General features: G+C 42.6%; 11 protein-coding genes. 2 read left to right on the top strand and 9 right to left on the bottom strand.

Going from position 1 to position 19,945, the window contains the following annotated elements:
* Together F7734_RS53375 and F7734_RS53370 are read left to right on the top strand one after the other, a co-directional pair.
* The coding region (locus F7734_RS53375; protein WP_155752354.1) for a non-ribosomal peptide synthetase at positions 1–8,289 on the top strand (8,289 nt) is incomplete at its 5' end.
* Positions 8,290–8,319: 30 nt separating this feature from the next.
* Complete coding sequence (locus F7734_RS53370; protein WP_155752353.1) at positions 8,320–9,657, top strand: MFS transporter; 1,338 nt, start codon at positions 8,320–8,322, stop codon at positions 9,655–9,657.
* Between the two features lie 132 nt (positions 9,658–9,789).
* Here F7734_RS53370 and F7734_RS53365 read toward each other — a convergent pair whose 3' ends face one another.
* The 9 genes from F7734_RS53365 to F7734_RS53325 form a co-directional block, all read right to left on the bottom strand.
* Positions 9,790–10,491 (bottom strand): YggS family pyridoxal phosphate-dependent enzyme, encoded by a 702-nt coding sequence (locus F7734_RS53365; RefSeq protein ID WP_155752352.1) that lies wholly within the window; start codon positions 10,489–10,491, stop codon positions 9,790–9,792.
* A gap of 12 nt (positions 10,492–10,503) precedes the next feature.
* Positions 10,504–10,959, bottom strand: coding sequence for a hypothetical protein (locus F7734_RS53360; RefSeq protein WP_155752351.1), 456 nt, complete (start codon positions 10,957–10,959; stop codon positions 10,504–10,506).
* 123 nt (positions 10,960–11,082) lie between these two features.
* Positions 11,083–12,129: a pyridoxal-phosphate dependent enzyme gene (locus F7734_RS53355; protein ID WP_243147560.1), complete on the bottom strand. Its 1,047-nt coding sequence runs from the start codon at positions 12,127–12,129 to the stop codon at positions 11,083–11,085.
* Between the two features lie 1,442 nt (positions 12,130–13,571).
* On the bottom strand, positions 13,572–14,246 hold the full coding sequence (locus F7734_RS53350) for an ATP-binding cassette domain-containing protein (RefSeq protein ID WP_155752349.1): 675 nt from the start codon (positions 14,244–14,246) through the stop codon (positions 13,572–13,574).
* A gap of 3 nt (positions 14,247–14,249) precedes the next feature.
* On the bottom strand, positions 14,250–15,488 hold the full coding sequence (gene devC / locus F7734_RS53345) for an ABC transporter permease DevC (protein ID WP_155752348.1): 1,239 nt from the start codon (positions 15,486–15,488) through the stop codon (positions 14,250–14,252).
* A 22-nt stretch (positions 15,489–15,510) separates the two neighbouring features.
* Positions 15,511–16,665 carry an HlyD family efflux transporter periplasmic adaptor subunit gene (locus tag F7734_RS53340; RefSeq protein WP_243147559.1) on the bottom strand — a complete coding sequence of 385 codons (1,155 nt, stop codon included), beginning with the start codon at positions 16,663–16,665 and terminating at the stop codon, positions 15,511–15,513.
* Between the two features lie 209 nt (positions 16,666–16,874).
* Positions 16,875–17,027, bottom strand: coding sequence for a hypothetical protein (locus tag F7734_RS62640; protein WP_155752346.1), 153 nt, complete (start codon positions 17,025–17,027; stop codon positions 16,875–16,877).
* A gap of 477 nt (positions 17,028–17,504) precedes the next feature.
* On the bottom strand, positions 17,505–18,422 hold the full coding sequence (locus F7734_RS53330; RefSeq protein WP_155752345.1) for a DUF3102 domain-containing protein: 918 nt from the start codon (positions 18,420–18,422) through the stop codon (positions 17,505–17,507).
* A 149-nt stretch (positions 18,423–18,571) separates the two neighbouring features.
* On the bottom strand, positions 18,572–18,745 hold the full coding sequence (locus F7734_RS53325; RefSeq protein WP_155752344.1) for a hypothetical protein: 174 nt from the start codon (positions 18,743–18,745) through the stop codon (positions 18,572–18,574).
* Between the last annotated feature and the right edge of the window lie 1,200 nt (positions 18,746–19,945).

The raw sequence follows: 19,945 nt of genomic DNA, 5'->3' as shown, positions 1-19,945 counted from the left end.
CTGTACAAAACAGGCGATAAGGCACGCTACCTCCCCGATGGCAATATCGAATTCCTTGGTCGCATCGACAACCAGGTAAAGATTCGCGGCTTCCGTATCGAATTGGGCGAGATAGAAGCAGTACTAAGTCAACACCCATCAGTTCACTCAGTTGTCGTTATAGTTAGAGTAGACACCCCAGGGGATCAACGCTTAGTCGCCTATATTGTACCACAAAACCATTATGCACCCACAATTAGCGAGTTGCGCCAATTCCTGAAAACAAAGCTGCCAGAGTACATGGTGCCAAATGCAATCGTCATCCTAGAAGCTTTGCCCCTGACACCCAACGGTAAGGTAGACCACCGTGCCCTACCTTCCCCTGAGTTAGATCGCGAACTGTTAGACAAATTTTTTGCCCCACGTAACCCAATCGAAGAAATGCTAGCGCTCATTTGGGCTGATGTCTTAAAAGTAGAGCAAGTGGGCATACATGATAACTTCTTTGAACTAGGGGGACACTCGCTGCTGGCAACCCAACTCATCTCACGTATACGCACCAGTTTGAAAGTAGAACTCCCATTGCGTAGCTTGTTTGCCGCAGCGACAGTTGCACAATTGGCGCAAGAGATTCAGCAGTGGCAGCAACAGCAGTTAGAACTGGCTGCCCCACCGCTTCTACCAACCCCAAGGAATGCACACTTATCACTGTCATTTGCTCAACAGCGTTTGTGGTTTTTAGACCAGTTCAAGCCCAACAGTGCTATCTACAACATTCCAGGAGCTTTCCGTCTTCAAGGTCAACTTCAAGTGACAGCCTTAGAACAAAGCTTGGGGGAAATTATTGCTCGCCACGAAGTTTTACGTACCAACTTTATCACTGTTGATGGGCAACCAGTTCAAATCATTCACACAGAAACTACTTGGTCACTGTCGATTCTCGATTGGCAGCATTTACCAAAAAGCGAGCAAGAAATCGCAACACAGCAATTGGCAATCGTACAATCACAACGACCCTTTGACTTGGCAAATGAACCGTTATTCAGGGCGACATTAGTAGTGCTGTCCGAGACAGAACACATTTTGCTAGTGTGTATGCATCATATTGTCAGTGATGGATGGTCAATTGGTGTGTTTGTTCAGGAGCTAGCAGCGTTGTACAATGCTTTTTGTCAAGGTCAGCCCTCTCTGCGAGACGCTACCCAAACACCCTTAGCACCGTTGCCCATTCAGTATGCGGACTTTGCACTGTGGCAACGGCAGTGGTTGCAAGGAGATGTCCTGCAAAGCCAACTGGCTTACTGGCAACAACAACTGGCAAATGCACCAGCTTTCTTATCGCTCCCCACTGACCGACCGAGACCGGCAGTGCAAACCTTCAGTGGAGCCCATCAAGAGTTTACATTCTCTGTTGAGCTAACTCGTGCGCTCACACAACTGAGTCAGCAACAAGGAGTCACCTTGTTCATGACGCTGTTGGCAGCGTTTGATACATTACTTTACCGCTATTCTGGTACAGAAGACATTCTAGTAGGGTCACCGATAGCTAACCGCAATCGCAGTGAACTTGAGGGCTTAATTGGCTTTTTCGTCAACACGTTAGTTCTGCGTACTGATTTGTCGGGCAACCCCAGTTTTGACGAATTACTTGCTCGCGTCAGGCACATGACAATCGATGCCTATGCTCATCAAGATTTGCCGTTTGAAATGCTGGTGGAAGCATTGCAGCCACAACGAGATCTGAGCCATACACCGCTGTTTCAGGTGATGCTTGTCCTGCAGAATGCGCCGATGACCCAAGTAGAGCTCAATAGGTTAACTGTCAGTTCATTGCCAACACAAAGCACAACGGCAAAGTTCGATCTTACCTTATCAATGGAGAACACCGCAGATGGACTAGTGGGTGTGTGGGAGTATAACACTGGCTTATTTGACAGCAGCACCATTGAGCGGATGACGGGTCATTTCCAGACATTGCTTGAAGGTATTGTTGCCAATCCACAGCAGCGAATTTCCCAATTGCCCCTGCTGACAGAAGTGGAGCAACAACAGTTACTCTTGGAGTGCAACTCGACTAGTGTAGAGTATCCCCAGGATAAGTGTATCTATCAGTTATTTGAGTCACAAGTACAACGTAGCCCAAATGCGGTGGCACTGGTGTATGAAAATCAACAATTGACCTACCATGAGTTGAATTGTCGCGCTAACCAATTGGCGCACCACTTGCGCTCAGTGGGCGTTGGTCCTGAGGTGCTGGTCGGTCTGTGCGTGGAACGCTCACTAGAAATGGTGGTGGGACTGTTGGGAATTCTCAAGGCGGGTGGGGCTTATGTGCCCATCGACCCCCTACTACCTCAGGAACGTCTGGCTTTCATTTTGGAAGATGCTCAAATTAGCCTGCTACTGACCCAACAGCAACTATTACAAAACCTTCCCAAAAAAGACATTCCAGTTTTGTGCATTGATTCCGACTGGGAAGTTATCGCGCAACAGACTGCCGAGAATCCCATCTGTCTTGCTACTGCCCAAGACCTAGCGTATATCATTTACACTTCTGGTTCCACAGGTCAGCCCAAAGGTGTACTAATTAATCACTCTAATGTGGTACGCCTGTTTGCCGCCACTCAAGAGTGGTTTGATTTTAACCAAAAGGATGTTTGGACCCTGTTTCACTCCTTTGCCTTTGACTTTTCTGTGTGGGAAATATGGGGGGCTTTGATTTACGGTGGGCGGTTGGTAGTTGTGCCCTACTGGGTTAGCCGTTCCGCAACAGCCTTTTATGACCTACTGTGCAAAGAACAAGTGACAGTTCTCAACCAAACTCCGTCTGCCTTCCAACAATTGAGCCGAGCAGAGGAAACAATGACTGCTCCAACAGACTTGGCTGTGCGTTGGGTAATTTTTGGCGGAGAAGCTTTAGAAATTCAAAGCTTAAAAGCTTGGTTAGCTCGTCACGGGGTGGAATCTCCAAGGTTAGTAAATATGTACGGTATTACAGAAACTACCGTCCATGTCACCTACTGCCCAATTACAACCGTAGATGTTCGTCAGGGAGCAGGAAGTGCCATTGGTTGTCCAATTCCCGATTTGCAGGTTTATGTACTGGATCGACAGCAACAACTGCTCCCAATTGGTGTACCAGGAGAGTTGCACATTGGTGGTGCAGGTTTAGCGCGAGGCTACCTCAACCGCCCACAGTTGACACAAGAAAAATTCATCCCCAACCCCTTTAGCACTGACAGGCATTCCCGCCTCTACAAAACAGGCGATAAGGCACGCTACCTCCCCGATGGCAATATCGAGTTCCTTGGTCGCATCGACAACCAGGTAAAGATTCGCGGCTTCCGTATCGAATTGGGCGAGATAGAAGCAGTACTAAGTCAACACCCATCAGTTCACTCAGTTGTCGTTATAGTTAGAGTAGACACCCCAGGGGATCAACGCTTAGTCGCCTATATTGTACCACAAAACCATTATGCACCCACAATTAGCGAGTTGCGCCAATTCCTGAAAACAAAGCTGCCAGAGTACATGGTGCCAAATGCAATCGTCATCCTAGAAGCTTTGCCCCTGACACCCAACGGTAAGGTAGACCACCGTGCCCTACCTTCCCCTGAGTTAGATCGCGAACTGTTAGACAAATTTTTTGCCCCACGTAACCCAATCGAAGAAATGCTAGCGCTCATTTGGGCTGATGTCTTAAAAGTAGAGCAAGTGGGCATACATGATAACTTCTTTGAACTAGGGGGACACTCGCTGCTGGCAACCCAACTCATCTCACGTATACGCACCAGTTTGAAAGTAGAACTCCCATTGCGTAGCTTGTTTGCCGCAGCGACAGTTGCACAATTGGCGCAAGAGATTCAGCAGTGGCAGCAACAGCAGTTAGAACTGGCTGCCCCACCGCTTCTACCAACCCCAAGGAATGCACACTTATCACTGTCATTTGCTCAACAGCGTTTGTGGTTTTTAGACCAGTTCAAGCCCAACAGTGCTATTTACAACATTCCAGGAGCTTTCCGTCTGGTGGGAAATCTCAATCGGGCTGCCTTAGAACAAAGCTTAATTGAAATTATTCATCGCCACGAAGCTTTACGCACCAATTTCGTCACCATTAATGGAAAACCTTCGCAAATCATTCAAAAAGAGATTACTTGGACAGTCTCAATTTTTGAGTGGCAACATTTGCCAAGAGGCGAACAAGAAATTGCTACACAGCAATTAGCAAAACAACAAGCTATTCAACCGTTTGACCTGGCAAAGGGAGCATTAATCCGGGCAACATTAGTAGTCCTGAATGAGACAGAACACATTTTGCTAGTGTGTATGCACCATATTGTCTCTGATGGCTGGTCAATGGGTGTGTTTATCTCTGAACTAGCAACTCTATACAACGCTTATTCGCATGGTCAGCCGTCACCCCTAGCGCCACTGCCGATTCAGTACGCAGATTTCGCATTATGGCAAAGAAACTGGTTAAAAGGCTCGGTACTGCAAACTCAACTATCCTATTGGCAACAACAACTAAAAGATGCACCAGCTTTATTGTCCCTACCCACAGATCGACCCAGACCTGCTATACAGACTTTCGCTGGCGCACATCAAGACTTTGCAATTACCGGGGAGTTAACTCGTAAGCTGGCAAAACTGAGCCAAGAGCAAGGAGTTACCTTGTTTATGACGCTGTTAGCAGCTTATAATACTTTACTCTACCGCTATACAGGACAAACAGACATTTTGGTAGGCTCTCCGATCGCTAACCGCGATCGCTCTGAGATAGAAGGGTTAATTGGCTTTTTCCTCAATACTTTAGTTCTGCGTACAAATTTGGCAGGCAACCCCAGTTTTAGCGAATTACTCTCTCAAGTTCGGGAAGTAGCTCTAGGAGCCTATGCCCATCAGAACTTGCCTTTTGAAATGCTAGTTGAGGTATTGCAACCAGAACGCAATCTGAGTTATTCACCACTGTTCCAAGTGATGTTTGTCCTCCAGAATACACCCATGTCTGAAGTAGAGATCGCTGGCTTAACTATCAGTTCATTGAGCGCACAAAACACAATTGCTAAGTTTGATTTAACTTTATCAATGCACAACTCTCCTACTGGACTAGTGGGTGCATGGGAATACAACACTGATTTATTTGATGCCAGCACAATAGAGCGCATGACAGGGCATTTTGTCACCTTGTTGGAAGGAATTGTTGCTAACCCCAAAGAGCAAATTTTGCAATTACCACTGCTAACACAACCCGAGCAACAGCAGTTATTAGTTGGCTGGAACGACACAGGAGTTGATTATCCTCTTGATAAATGTATTCATCAGTTGTTTGAGGAGCAGGTAGAGCGTACCCCCGATGCAGTGGCGGTGGTGTATGAAAATGAACAACTCACTTATCATCAATTGAATTGTCGCGCTAATCAGTTGGCACATTACTTGCGCTCATTAGGTGTAAAACCAGATACCTTAGTTGGTATTTGTGTAAAGCGTTCTTTAGAAATGGTTGTGGGATTGTTAGGGATTCTCAAGGCGGGTGGAGCTTATGTACCACTCGATCCAGACTATCCTACTGACCGTTTGCGCTTTGTACTTGAAGATGCAGCGCTACCAGTGTTGTTAACTCAGCAATCATTGTTAGAATTTTTGCCGGAGTTTACTGCACAAGTTGTCTGTTTAGATAGCGATCGCCAACTCATTACCCAACACAGTCTAGAAAATTCACTCAGTGGAAGCCAACCAGAAAACTTGGCGTATGTAATCTATACCTCCGGTTCCACAGGTCAGCCAAAAGGAGTTGAAGTTAGTCACAAAGGTGTAGTTAACTTTTTAGCTTCTATGAGTGTTTGTCCTGGAGTAACTGACGCTGACACGTTCTTTGCAGTTACTACCATATCCTTTGACATTGCTGCTTTAGAGTTGTATTTGCCACTGGTGGTAGGAGCAAAGGTAGTAGTAGTTGCACGCGAAGTCGCCAGTGATGGCACTAGGCTGTTACTAGAGTTACAGCAGTCAGGTACAACGGTAATGCAAGCGACTCCAGCAACTTGGCAAATGCTGTTAGCTTCAGGCTTATCTACTCAAAAGTTAGGAATGAAACTTTTGTGTGGGGGAGAAGCGTTAAACGCTCAATTAGCCCATCAATTACTCCAAACTGATAGCGAAGTATGGAATCTCTACGGACCGACAGAAACCACAATTTGGTCGAGTATCTATCAACTGAGAAATGAGCCACAGCAACTACAAACTAGAAGTGCGATCGCATCCATTGGTCGTCCCATAGCTAACACTCAAATTTACATTTTAGATACACAATTACAACCTGTGCCTCTGGGTGTTGCAGGAGAATTGCACATTGGTGGTGCTTCCTTAGCACGCGGTTACCTCAACCGACCCGAATTAACACAAGAGAAATTCATCCCTAACCCCTTTAGCGCCGATCCTGATTCCCGCCTATATAAAACAGGTGACTTAGCACGCTATTTACCGGATGGTAACATCGAATATCTGGGACGTATCGATAATCAGGTTAAGGTGCGGGGCTTCCGCATTGAGTTGAGCGAAATTGAAACAGTATTGGATCAATATCCTCATGTACAAGCATCTTGTGCCATCGTCCGTGAAGATACCCCAGGTGATAAACGCCTAGTTGCTTACATAATGCCGCATCAGCACTCCACAGCCACAATCAATGAACTACGGCAATTTTTGAAAGCAAAGCTACCAGACTATATGGTACCAAATGCAATCGTCATCCTAGAGTCCCTACCATTGACACCAAATGGCAAGGTGGATCGTCGAGCACTTCCTACACCTGACCAAACTCGACCCGATCTCGAAGAAACTTTTGTGTCTCCTCGCACCCTTGTGGAGGAAATATTAGCTGGAATCTGGACTGAAGTACTCAGAGTACAGCAAGTAGGGGTACACGATAACTTCTTTAATATTGGCGGTCATTCCCTAACAGCAATTCAGGTAATGTCCCGGCTGAACGAGATTTTCCAGATAGAGTTAGCCTTGCGCCAATTATTCGAGACCCCAACTATAGCTGAACTCGCGGAAGCTATAGAAGTTACTCGTCAGACAGGGGCTTCTGCTACCAAGGATAATATGACTATTGTGGATTTACAGGCGCAAGCTGTTTTAGATCCAACAATTTGTCTTGGAAACCAAGTTTACGAGCCGATAACTGAACCATCAGCTGTCTTCTTAACTGGAGCAACAGGCTTTCTGGGGGCTTTTTTACTTGCCGAGATACTTCATCAAACACAGGCAGACGTGTATTGCTTAGTTCGTGCTTCTAGTACAGAAGAAGGCAAAAAGCGGATACAAAAAAACCTTGAATCTTACTTTCTCTGGGAAGCATCTTTAGACTCTCGAATTATTCCAGTTATAGGAGCGCTTTCTCAACCTCTTTTCGCTCTTTCACTCGAGCAATTTCAAGAACTTGCTAGCAGAATTGACGTCATTTACCATAATGGGGCACTGGTTAACCATGCTTATCCATATACTTTGTTGAAAGCAGCTAATGTTTTTGGAACCCAGGAAATTTTAAGATTAGCCAGTGTTGCCAAAATCAAACCTGTCCATTTTATTTCTACTAATAGCGTTTTTTTCTCAGATGAGTATTTCAAAGTAGGGGTAGTTCGAGAAGATGACGCTCTTGAGCATAGCAAAGGTCTTTCTGGAGGCTATGCTCAAAGTAAATGGGTAGCTGAAAAGTTAGTAATGATTGCTCGTGAGCGCGGGATTCCTTGCTGTATTTACAGACCAGGAAGGGTAGGATGGCACAGTCAAACGGGTGTTTGGAATACAAATGACACTTTGTACAGAATTATCAAAGGCTGCTTGCAACTTGGAAGTGTTCCAAACATGGACGAGATGGTAGAAATATCACCTGTAGACTATGTGAGCCAAGCCATTATCAATCTTTCTAGGCAGAAAGAAGCACTGGGCAAGACTTTTCATCTTATTAATCCCCATTCTCTCGCCTGGAGCGAAATTGTACACTGCATGCACTCTTTGGGGTACCCACTTCAGCAAGAGTTTTATGATGATTGGCAAGCAAAACTAATTCATAGCACGAAGAATTCTTCTAACAACGCTTTGTATCCTCTTGTGGCTCTCTATTCTCAAAAAAACTCCTCTGAGCAGGTAACAAATCAAAGAACTAGTTTACATTTCGACTGCCAGAACACGCTTGATGGACTTACAGGTACTTCAATTAGCTGCCCTAAAATAGATGATAAGTTACTCCGTACTTTCTTCTCATACTTTATGCATAGTGGTGTTCTGGATGCTCCACAGTCTATGTAAGTAGTAAGCAACTCTAATGAGGAGAAAAACATGGTACAACAAACCAATGCCCGTAATATGGCAGTCTTCACTCTCATCTGGTTTGGACAACTGGTTTCGCTTATTGGTTCTGGTCTAACCAGCTTTGCGCTAGGTATATGGGTGTACCAGCATACTGGGTCAGTTACGCAGTTTGCCCTCATTCCTTTGTTTGCATCTCTACCTTTCATTATCATTTCCTCAATAGCAGGTAGCTTCATCGATCGCTGGCATCGACGCTTAGCCATGCTTTTGAGCGACTTAGGAGCAGGTCTTTCAACCGGAGCGATCGCACTGATGCTCTTCGCCAATCAACTGGAAGTCTGGCACGTTTACTTAGCTACAGCCGTAAGTTCCATCTGCAGCGCCTTCCAGTTACCTGCCTATGCCGCTAGCATCACGTTACTTGTACCTAAGCAGCATCTCTGCCGTGCAAACGGTCTGATCTACCTAGGAAAATCTGTCGCCAAGGTGATATCTCCAGCGCTAGCGGGTATATTGGTCGTAACCATGCAGATTCAGGGTGTTATCCTGTTAGATTTTGCTACTTTCCTCTTTGCCCTGTTAACGCTACTGATAGTCCGCTTCCCTAAAGTCAAGAAAACGCCTTGTGGCACTGAAGCCAAAGATTCGCTGCTACGCGAAGTCGTCTATGGATGGACCTACATCACGTCTCGTCCTGGACTTTTAGGGCTAACGATATTCTTGACCACCACTAATTTCCTTTTGGGTATTGTTATAGTACTAGCGACGCCGTTACTGTTGTCCTTCACCTCGACCGCCGTACTAGGTACTGTACTGTCTATCGGCGGTAGCGGCATGGTATTCGGCAGCTTGCTAATGACCATATGGGGAGGCCCAAAACGCCTTATCAACAGCGTGTTCATCTTCATGCTGCTCAGCGGACTTTGCATTCTAGTTGCCGGACTGCGCCCAGATGCCTCACTTTTCACTCTCGCCGCCTTCCTCTTTTTCTTTGGTATGCCGATAATCAACGGTTCTATACAAACCATCTTTCAAAAGAAAGTTATTCCCAGTGTACAAGGAAGAGTTTTTGCCTTGACAGGAATGATTGCTGAATCATCTCTACCCCTGGCCTATGTTATCGCCGGACCACTAGCCGACCAGGTCTTCCAGCCTCTACTAACTGCCGATGGTCCCTTAGCTGCAAGCCTTGGAAAAATCATCGGTATTGGAACGGGTCGCGGCATTGGCTTGATGTTCATTGTCATGGGAGCACTCACCATCCTGGCAACAATTGTTGCTTTCCAATATCCCCCTCTCAGGCTAGTGGAGGAAGAACTGCCAGACTTTGACCCAGCTGCTACCACAGCCTCGGAACAAGGTTGATTAACCCTTGTTTGTCACTCTTATAGAAGTATCATTAAGGGCGATTGCCGAATAACCTCTTAGTTAAAACAAACCCTTTTCTCGTTGCACTTTCTAAGGTGTAAGGGAGCAGCATAAGTTTTTGCAATGCAACTAATTCTCTTTGGGAAATGCTTCGCGATTACCAAATAAAATTCGACCAAGACGAATCATAGTAGCCTCTGCTTCTAGGGCTAAGGAGTAGTCTTCGGACATACCCATTGAAAGCTCTTGCATTTGGATGCGTGACCAGTTTTGCTCTTGAATCTGTTTAGCCAGATATTGATTTTTTTGAAAAACTTCCAAAGTCTTTTGAGGAGTTAACCCAGCAGGAGGAATAGTCATTAATCCTCTAATTTGTAAATGCTGGAAATCATTCAGTTCTTGCAAAGAAGTTAATAAATTCGAGACAGACCAACCAGATTTATTAGGGTCTTCCAAAAATTTAACCTGAAGACAAATATTAGGCTTTTTGCCTAACTGACGTGCAATTTGATCTAATTGTTGAGCTAGCTTTAAACTATCCACTGAATGAATCCAGGAAAACTGTTGCAAAGCAGCTTTAACTTTATTGCTTTGCAACCTGCCGATAAAATGCCAGATAATGTCCGGCAAATCCAGCAATTGAGCCTGCTTGGCTTGAGCTTCTTGTATACGACTTTCCCCAAAATTCCGAATCCCAAGAGCATAAGCTTGGCGGATAAGTGTTACAGGAACTTGCTTGCTTACAGCAATCAGGCACACCCTTGGTGGCAGAGCTGTGTAGATATCCTGAATTCGCGTTATGAGGGACGAGGACTCGAGAAAATTACTCATTTGATTGACCTATTAAGTATTTTTTTCATCATCAATGCCAAACTGTTCTTTAACTTCACGTACTGACATATCCTGATAACTATCTGGAGCAAGCTTATTTATACTTTTTAATTTAGCTCTTTTACCGACTAGGAAACCAGCCTCAAAATCTTTAAAATGTTCTCTTTTAAATTTATATTTTTTAGGGTAAAAAAATCTGGAAAACAACTTAAATATGGCGACATGGTAACGGTTAGTTTTAGGATCGTTTCGCATCGTAAATCCAATAACAAAGGCTTCATCTTGCAATTCTCTTCCTCTACCTAGAATTATGTGGATGAAATCATGGCATTGAAGAGAAATTGCACCAGGTAAAGCTACAGGGCTTTGAGGGTTTTCTAACAACCAAACTATGAACGGAATATCCGATTGTTGATTGCCACCCCAACCTTGATAAATCTTCTTTATACTTAAGTCATTTTTATTCATAAAGCGTATAAGTCTCGGCTTAAGTTTTATTTTATTGATATTGAGGACAACAATACTGCCGACTGGGCAGTCCAACCTGATATCCCCAATACCAAACCTCTTTTTTTTGGCTCAACCAAATTTTTAGTCGATGGAGTAGGTTGAGTCTCTGCCACTAGAAATATTGACTACAATAATCTTTTTACTATTACTTTTTGCCTTTTCAATAACCGCAGCCAATTGATATCCCGTTTCTAGTGCAACCTTTTTTCCCTCAGTTTCTCGAAATAAATTAGATGCTTTTTGGGCTTCTTCTGGGGTAAAAGTTTTTGCCTTTATAATTCCCTTTGAGTGATAATGGGCTACAGCAGGAGCAATAATAGTAGACCCCAATCCGCCAATATACTGACCATCATTCAACAGCCCCTCTATCCCGTATGTCTTTATCATAGGATAGTAACCCTGACTATCAATAGAGTAAAGCCCACTCTTACCTTGTGTTAATATGGGGCAACTCGTAGCCTCTGCAGAAAAGAATTCTACCTGTTTGGCTGATTCCAAGTGATCCATAATAAATACTGCTGCTGTTCCTAAAAAATTTGCTCCACCACCACAACTACCAACAACTATATCCGGATATTTTCCTTGCTCTTGTAACTGCTCCTTTATCTCTAAACCGATAATTGTTTGGGGGATCACAAAATAACCATAGACGCTACCAAAGATATAAGTCGCATCTTTCAGTGTACGGGTATATTGAATTGCTGCGTCAGCCGACAGAGACAACAAATCATTATGATTATCGTCTTGCTCAACTACTATAACTTTTGCTCCTGCCTTTTCCATCAATGCTTTTCTATCAGGTCTGAATCTATTGCTTTCAGCATCAATAAAGCAGATTGTCTCTAGTTCGAAATACCTTGCAGCCTTTGCTAGGGCAACCCCCCAGTTTCCAGTAGTTTCTGTCGTTAACGTTTTTACTTTATCCTTTTTGCAGAGGTAAGCAATAAGGTAAGCACTGTTTGCTTTATGGTTGTTCGACGGCGTTGTCCCTTCATCTTTAACATATATCTCACAATCAGTCCCAATTAGTTCTTCAAACTTCTTCACCCGAAAGATAGGCGTTGGTCTGTACTTAGAGTAGCAATCTAAAACCTCTGGAGGAATCGGGATTTCTCTCTCAGTTGACATCTCTAACTCTGCTAGCGAGGGGGACATTACATCTATTAACTCATTTCGTGAAAATAGTTCAGTTTTGCCTTGCTTTATTAGAGTGTAGCCACAGTATTTATTGATGTTGAGGTAGTTTGTAGTCATATTTGGGTTCTTGTTGTGTAGAGGTCACAGAAGCAGATTGTTATTTGTTTACAAAAGACTAGGAAGACTGGAAAAAATAGGACTTACGCATTCAATACTTGTCGGTTAAGCCGAAAAATCCGAAAACACGTAGGTTGGGTTGAGGAACGAAACCCAACATTTATCAGCATTTGTTGGGTTGAGAAACGAAACCCAACCTACAATTTCCTTATCCGAGCAGTATTGCTTACGCATTGACAAAGTGTACGAGATACGGATTGAAGGAATAGAGGCAAATTAAGCTTGCGATCGCTAATTACCAAGCTCACATTTTGTAAAAAAATAGTCGTAACCCTGTCTGGAAAGCCGACTTTCAACACAGGTTTATTGAGTATTACTGTCTCAAATAATAACCTAAAATGTTTTTCAAGTAAGACGTATTAAATTTTACCCATTAAAATTACTTATTAAAATAATTGGTAATTTCCAGTAGAATTTGGGTATAAGAAAATGCGAAGTAAATAATTTCTTGTTTATACCTGTTTCTATAAGCATCAAAATCAGGAAATAAGATATAAGAAGTTTTTCTGAATGCAATGTATAAAAAATTTTTGACTAATGAATTGGTTGACTTTCAAGATTCTATATTTTTAGTTGAGGTAATAAATAATTTTTAATGTTCTACAACGATTCAAAATAATCTGAAACACTTATTTAGTAAATACTCTAAAAAAAATTAATAACTTGCTGATAGCTGTTGTATTATCAAAATAATCAATAAGAGAGTAACTTGATAAAAATTATTGTATGAAAATAGAAAAATAAATATATTTTTTTAGTATAATCACAAGTCCTGTTGAAGAGCGACAAAAAATGGGGGTGTACAAGAGAACGATCAACCTCCTCAAATGCCGATTATTAGCGATGTGCAAGAACCTAATTCCAGACAAAGACTAACTGATAGCTACTACAAACTAGTAGTTCAACACACCAACTTTGAGGGGTGATTTTAAAACCGCGAAGACGCGAAGAGCGCGAAGTTAGAGGAAAAGAAGATGAGTTTGAATGTTGTTTTACCTGGTAAACTTAGTGTGGCGAAGTACTAGTAGGAGAGGAGTGGATACAATACTGCGTAAGTTTTGCATAAAAACACGCAATTACGTAGGTTGGGGAGCCAGCCCTGAAGGAGGGTTTCCCTCCGTAGGGGACTGGCGTTTGAGGAACGAAACCCAACATTTATCGGCATTTGTTGGGTAACGCTATCGCTCAACCCAACCTACAATTTCTCTCAGCCCTTGCAGTATTGGGAGTGGATATCTCAAATTATTGAATTGTAATCATTTTTTTATTTGACCATCTTCCATTTGAACAATGCGATCGGCAATATCTAGAATGCGGTTGTCGTGAGTCACTAGTAAAACTGAACATCTTTCCTCCCTAGCAAGACGTTGAATAATGTTGACGACATCCCGACCCGTTTTGCTGTCTAATGATGCCGTGGGTTCATCTGCAAGTAATAATTTAGGTTGAGCAACCAAAGCGCGGGCTATTGCTACCCGTTGCTGTTGTCCTCCGGATAAATTGGCTGGATAAGAATCTGCTTTATCGGCGAGTCCTACTGCGGCTAGGGTTGTGACAGCCCGTTGTCGGTATTCCCTTTTAGGAATTTCTGAGTGCAGTTTTAGGGACATACGGACATTACCGTAGGCAGTAAGACACTTTAGCAGATTGTGGTGTTGGAAAATAAAGCCAATTTGATTTCTGACTTTGGTCAGCTGTCTTTTACCGATACCAAGTAGTTCTTTTCCAAGGACTTTTAAACTTCCCTCCTGTACGGAACGCAATCCACCGATCAGTGATAGCAATGTGGTCTTACCGCTACCAGAGGGACCCGTGAGGATAACAATTTCTCCTGGGTAAATGTCCAAATTCACATCACTCAATACGGGTTTACTGAGTGACCCTTGGCTAAAGGCATGGTTAAGCTTGCGTACAGTTACAGTAGGTTCCATACTTCAAAATACATCAGCTGGATCGGCAGAGCGAAGTTTACTTGTAGCGATCGCACCCGATACAGTACACATAACTAGAGTCAAGATAAACACCTGAAGGGCAATACTCGCCTTCATGACCAATGGGATTCTAGTCAGTGTAACTAGTAATTGATAAATACCCACCGAAGCGGTAAAACCCGGAATAAATCCCATAATACCAAGAATCGCGGCTTCCTGAAGTACGACCATAAGTAGGGCGCGCTCTGAATAACCCATTGCTTTGAGAGTGGCGTATTCTGATAAGTGGTCGCTGATATCCGCGTAAAGAACTTGATAGAGAATAATAACCCCAACAACAAAACCCACGATAGTCCCAAATTTCAGAATAATTCCTTCTGGCTGGGAGGAATAAAATTGCTGTTCTCTTTTAATCAACTCCTCATGAGTTAACACCGTAACATCATTCGGGAGACGAGCACGGAGTCTTGCTTGAACTGTTCTCTTGTCTGCGCCTTTTTCGAGGGCAAGTGCGCCAATTCTAATTTGTTGAAGACTATTTTGCCCATAGAGCTGAGCATAATTCCAATCACTCATAATAACATTACCCTTATCGTTGATGGTGCTGCCCATACTAAAGAGTCCCATGACATAAATGCGGTGATTGTCCATAACAGTTGGTATCTGTTTACGCTCCTCCAACAGTTCTGGAATGTCTCCAAGGGACGATTGGGATAAACGATCAAACAAAACCGCATCTGTAATGGACAATTTTGCCAATTGTTGATTGACTTCTGGTATATTCAGTGCAGAAGGTTGAGCCGGGTTGAAGGCAATAATTCTGACTTCATTGCCAAAAAAACCTTTCTGCCTGGGTTTGAGGTCGCCAATACCTTGCTTGGAAGACAACTGGCTGGGATTCACCCAATTTCCTCTATTGATATAAATTGGAACAGCAGAAGCAATGCCATCCACCGCCGCTGCTTGATAAAGGTAAGCACGAGGAAAATTGATTCTAAACAATAAACTAGGGCTAAAAGAGGAGACTAATATTAAATCCCCTCCCAAGCTTTCATGCAGTCGGATTGTCCCATCTGTCAGCATTGCCAATAATCCCATTTGAGTAAACATGAGAATGTTGGCAAAGCAAACACCTGTGGTTGCAACGGCAAGACGAACCTTTTGATGAGATAACTGCGCCCATGCTAAGGGAGTCTCTATGTGGCAATTTTTAAAGAATTTAAAATTAGGAAATTTTATCATGAAAGAGAATTAATCTCCGTGCTTAATTTGATGTACTAATTTTTACTCTTACCTGCATACCTGTTAAAGCAGCAACTTTAGGACTATCTTGAGGGTTAAGCCTGATTTCAACTTCCACTACACGAGCATTCACATCATTAGTTGGGTTATTCTGGTTTTGATTCAAATGGGTTTTACCAATCTGCAAACCAATTTTCGTAACTTGACCCCTAAGTTCACCTTGAAATCCTCCGTACTCGCTCGTCATTGTCGTTTGTTGTCCTATGCGTACTTGGGCAATATCAGTTTCATAGACTTCAGCGATTGCGTGCATTTGGTTTGTCCTTCCTAATTCCGCAATTCCTTGTTGCGTACTAACGAGTTCTCCAACACGAGTATTTATTCTCAGTATCTGTCCTGATATCGGTACTCGCACCAGTGTATCATCCAACTCCGCCTTCCGTTGTTCTACTTGGATCTGCGCTTGCTCTAACTCAGCTTTTGCAATTTCCACATCAACTGGACGAACTTCCTGCAATCTTTTCAAATTAGCCTGTTCTTTTGCCAATTGTGCTTGTAAAGTGGTCTTGGTGTTTTCTAACTCTGCCTGACTTTGCTGCATAATAGCTTGAGCCTTATTCAAAGCTAAGAGTGCATCATCTAATGCAGACTGACTAATGGCACCTTCAGTGTTGAGAGTCAGATCGCGGTGATATCGCAATTGGGCATTAATGAGAGTCGCTTTAGCTTCAGCGAGCGCTGCTTTTCTCTGCTTGGTTTCTGAATAGATACGAGCCTCTAACTCATCAATCACAGCACGTTGAGCGACAATCTCTCCCTCTTTGTAATCTCCTTGTTTGATTTTTAGCAATTGCGCCCGCTTAACGGCAACATTTGCTTGAGCATCCCTAAGTTGTTGTTCAGTTCTGTCCCTTCCTTGGAGAATAGCTATCACCTGATTTGCTTTCACAAAATCGCCTTCATTCACCAAAATTTGGTTGACACGGCTGTCTTGAGCATTTGCTACCGAAATTTTGATAACATCACCTTGTGGGATTAACTTTCCCAAAGCCACTACCTGACTGACAAAACTGGTATCAGTTGGAGAAGGAGTTGCCACAGATTCACTATCTTGGGCTTTAATCGTACTACAGGCAGTGCTCAAACTAACAAGGGAGAGAAGGGCAGTGTATGTCATACACTGTCGTAAGTAAACAAATGCGCTTCGGGAGTATTTATATAGGAGTTGAACCATAATGGTATCGGTTCTTGTCAAGAGTAAATTTAAATAATAATCAAGACTTTAAAGCAATGTCTTTTCATCATCTTTTTGATTGTTTGAGCCCAAGCACTAACCATATGTATTGGCTGAAGATGACATCAATCGCTTTCGATTCAGTCAAGTCGCTATCTAGAGTGCTCGTAGTTCGTAATTCGTAATTCGTAATTATTACCCCACCAGAATAATTCGGTCAGCCCCTGCTGCTCTACAAATTTTTGTAGCTCGACGTAGTTTTCAGGTCTAACGTAGCCCACTACACGGGGGTTTTTAGTTACCATTCTTTCATTTGTAATAGGTTGCAAGCGATCGCTCCCCGTGCCTTATGCTGTCATACCTCTAGCTCTACATCTTTTCTTTTCAGTTGGTGTTTCATCGCCTGAAGACTTCTGTTTCGGCTCTCGATTCGGTGAGTTTTTGCCACAACAGACCGAGCGGTTGACCAAGTTTTGGATCTAGAGCTAAGGCACTATGTGGCGTTGCTGAATCAAGATATAAATTTCAAAATTCACGTTGGTGTAGAGACGCGATTAATTGCGTCTCTACAAGGATTTGCAGGAAATTGAAAAACGTGCTACAACCATAATTTATTACCAAATTCAGCAACGTCCACTATGTAATATTAAAGCATTACCCCGTTACCAATTGGACCATAACCTTCTCGTTTAGCCACAATGTTGCCATAATCAAGAAAAGTTGTGTCTCTAACACCTCAAGCTGTGTTGTAAAAACTTCTTTTGCAACATAACCGTATTCCACTAATTCAGCTGATTAAGTACTTGTTGAGCAGCTGTGATTATGGCCTCCAGATGGAATTTGCTCAATCCAGTATTAGCGGAATTTATAATAACAGAAGCTAGTTGCTCTGGTGTTAGTTGTTTAATTTTCACCTCTATCTCAGTAGTGATTGTATCAGGAATTTTTTGAGCGATTGCAATTTGATTTACTATGCTAGCTGGTGTCGGTGTAGTGTCCTCAAGCTGCTCTCTATTTCTCTCTACGGTAGGTACAAGATGCCGATCTTGAAACTCTGAAGAAGGCATCAAATCTTGGATTGATAGCAAGCGTGTTTCTGTTTTTACTTCTTTTCCAGTCAAATCAAAAAGCACGTCGGGAACACTTGAAGTTCCATTCCCCTCTTGCTCTATAGATTTGGTTAAATCGCTCTCTACAGTTTCCAGATGAAAGGTGGCAAACTTCTTAGTTTTGGGCTTGGAGGCTTTTTTATACTTGGCAACAATTGCCTTAGCCTTGGTATAGGTGATGTTCTCGCCCAGATTCGCGTATTTAAGTACTTCTGCCCTAGCTTCTTCAGGGGTAGAGGGAGAGGCTAGGAGGTAAAGGGCTGAGGCGGCGATGTCCAAATGTGTCAAATTGACACATTTGAAATTTTCAGTTACCTGCATAAATCTGCTGGCAGTTTTAACACTCCAGTCAAACTCTGTCTTTAACCAATTTCTAAAATTCCCATGTCCCAATTGAGCTTTCACATCAGTCAACTTCTGCCCGATTTCGATAATGTCCTTGGTTGTATTACGCATCAAATTCTTAATTTCGTTGGTGCGTTGTTGAACAACCATTCGGATTTCACTGCCTAGCTTTCCATAGTCAAATTCTAAGGCTGGCTGAGTTGACAGATGTTCTGGCGGTTCTGATAGTAATTTACTTGAAGTCATGCGGTATCAACTCCATTTCAAGGGTAGTTATGGCAGTTTGTGACTTAAAGGAAAAAGTGACCAAAATTAAAGCATAAAGTGGTAGCCCTAAAAAGCTAAAACTTCATAGGAAAGGCCTTAAGCGCATAGATGAAACCTGGCTCGACGGTCTAATCTGGGTAGTCCATAAGACGGAAACCACTGGTGTAGCTGATGTAGAGCGCGTAGCTTCTTTCATGCAACTGCCCATCTCGGTGCCACTGCCAGAGCAAATCCGCCACATCTTGCTGCAATTTGTTATTGGCATCCAGTTCTGCCCGAGCCGTGGGAGTGGGAGCGGTCAATTCCTTGATGTATTGGGCTGACGCATCAACTCCCTTTTTGTACACCCGGAACAGGGTGACAAAGCCTGAATCTACCGGGTTGACACAAACAGCAGTTGACTCGTTAGCAGTAGCCCAACGGGGCGCACTGGCTTGGACGCTCTTATCTTTGTTCTACTGAGCGGCAAATTTAGAAGACATTTCTGACTCCTAATTATTGTAAAAATTGAGAGCTTAAATCTGCATAATTAACGCACCGATAGGGTCGTGGTTGTTAATCGGTGGGGTTATTATGCCTGACTCATTTTTTTGTCCCAAATGCGACACCCATCCGGGTTTAAGACCTGCTAATCGGTTTAGTGTCCTAAAGCACTTTATCCTACGTAACTATTTCTTGGCGTTCGCGAAGTAGAAGGGAGGCAATAGCCTTTGGGAAAAACTTTTTGGTTTACTGAATCCGGTAATACTGTTAACAAAATCACCATTAGCCATATTTACCTCTTTTGCCTAAGTCCAAATCTTAAGAAAATTAACGTGACTTCAACGGGTTGAAAAAGACTTGATGGATAACATTAACAAGATTTGCGCTACCCAAACCGATTTTTGAAGAAGCGTTTTAAATTTAGACTTATTTTCCTTATCTAAATAATAAAATAGAAAATTTAAATTCTCAATAGTATAAAATTTGACATATTAACGTCACTTATGAAACTTTTTTTCAAACATAGAGGAGTCATTAGATTTTTATACACAAATTAATGTTTGAGATATTTGAATAGACTTAATAATCTTCAAGTAAACAAGTTAAGCTGTATTATACAAGACAAGTTTAAGTTCAGTATAGTGAAAAAATCACATACTATTAGAATTTTGTACTTTTAAAGAGAGCAGTAAATATTTTTGAGAGTTTATTTTATTCAAAATTAATTGTTCACAACTCTTTTAAAGTTTCTACAAAGAGCATTGGCTATTATGAAAACTATCAGAATAATGAATAAGAAAGTAAATTCACAATAATTCTGGTATGACTCTGCTAGATAAGAGAAATTCCTAAAAAGTTTAGCAAGTTAAGCTTAAATTTCTAAACTTTTCTAGTGTAAGTAGAAAAAGTGTGCAAGAATTGCGATGGCATATAATATCTACAACGAAAGTAGGGCAAACGCATTAAAATTTCCAAAAAAACCAGAATTATGAAGTGTATAATTTTCAAATGCTGACTCT

This window comes from Scytonema sp. UIC 10036, assembly GCF_009725235.1.
The sequence above is the reverse complement of the archived record's forward strand: the minus strand, read 5'-3'. Positions and strand labels throughout refer to the sequence as shown.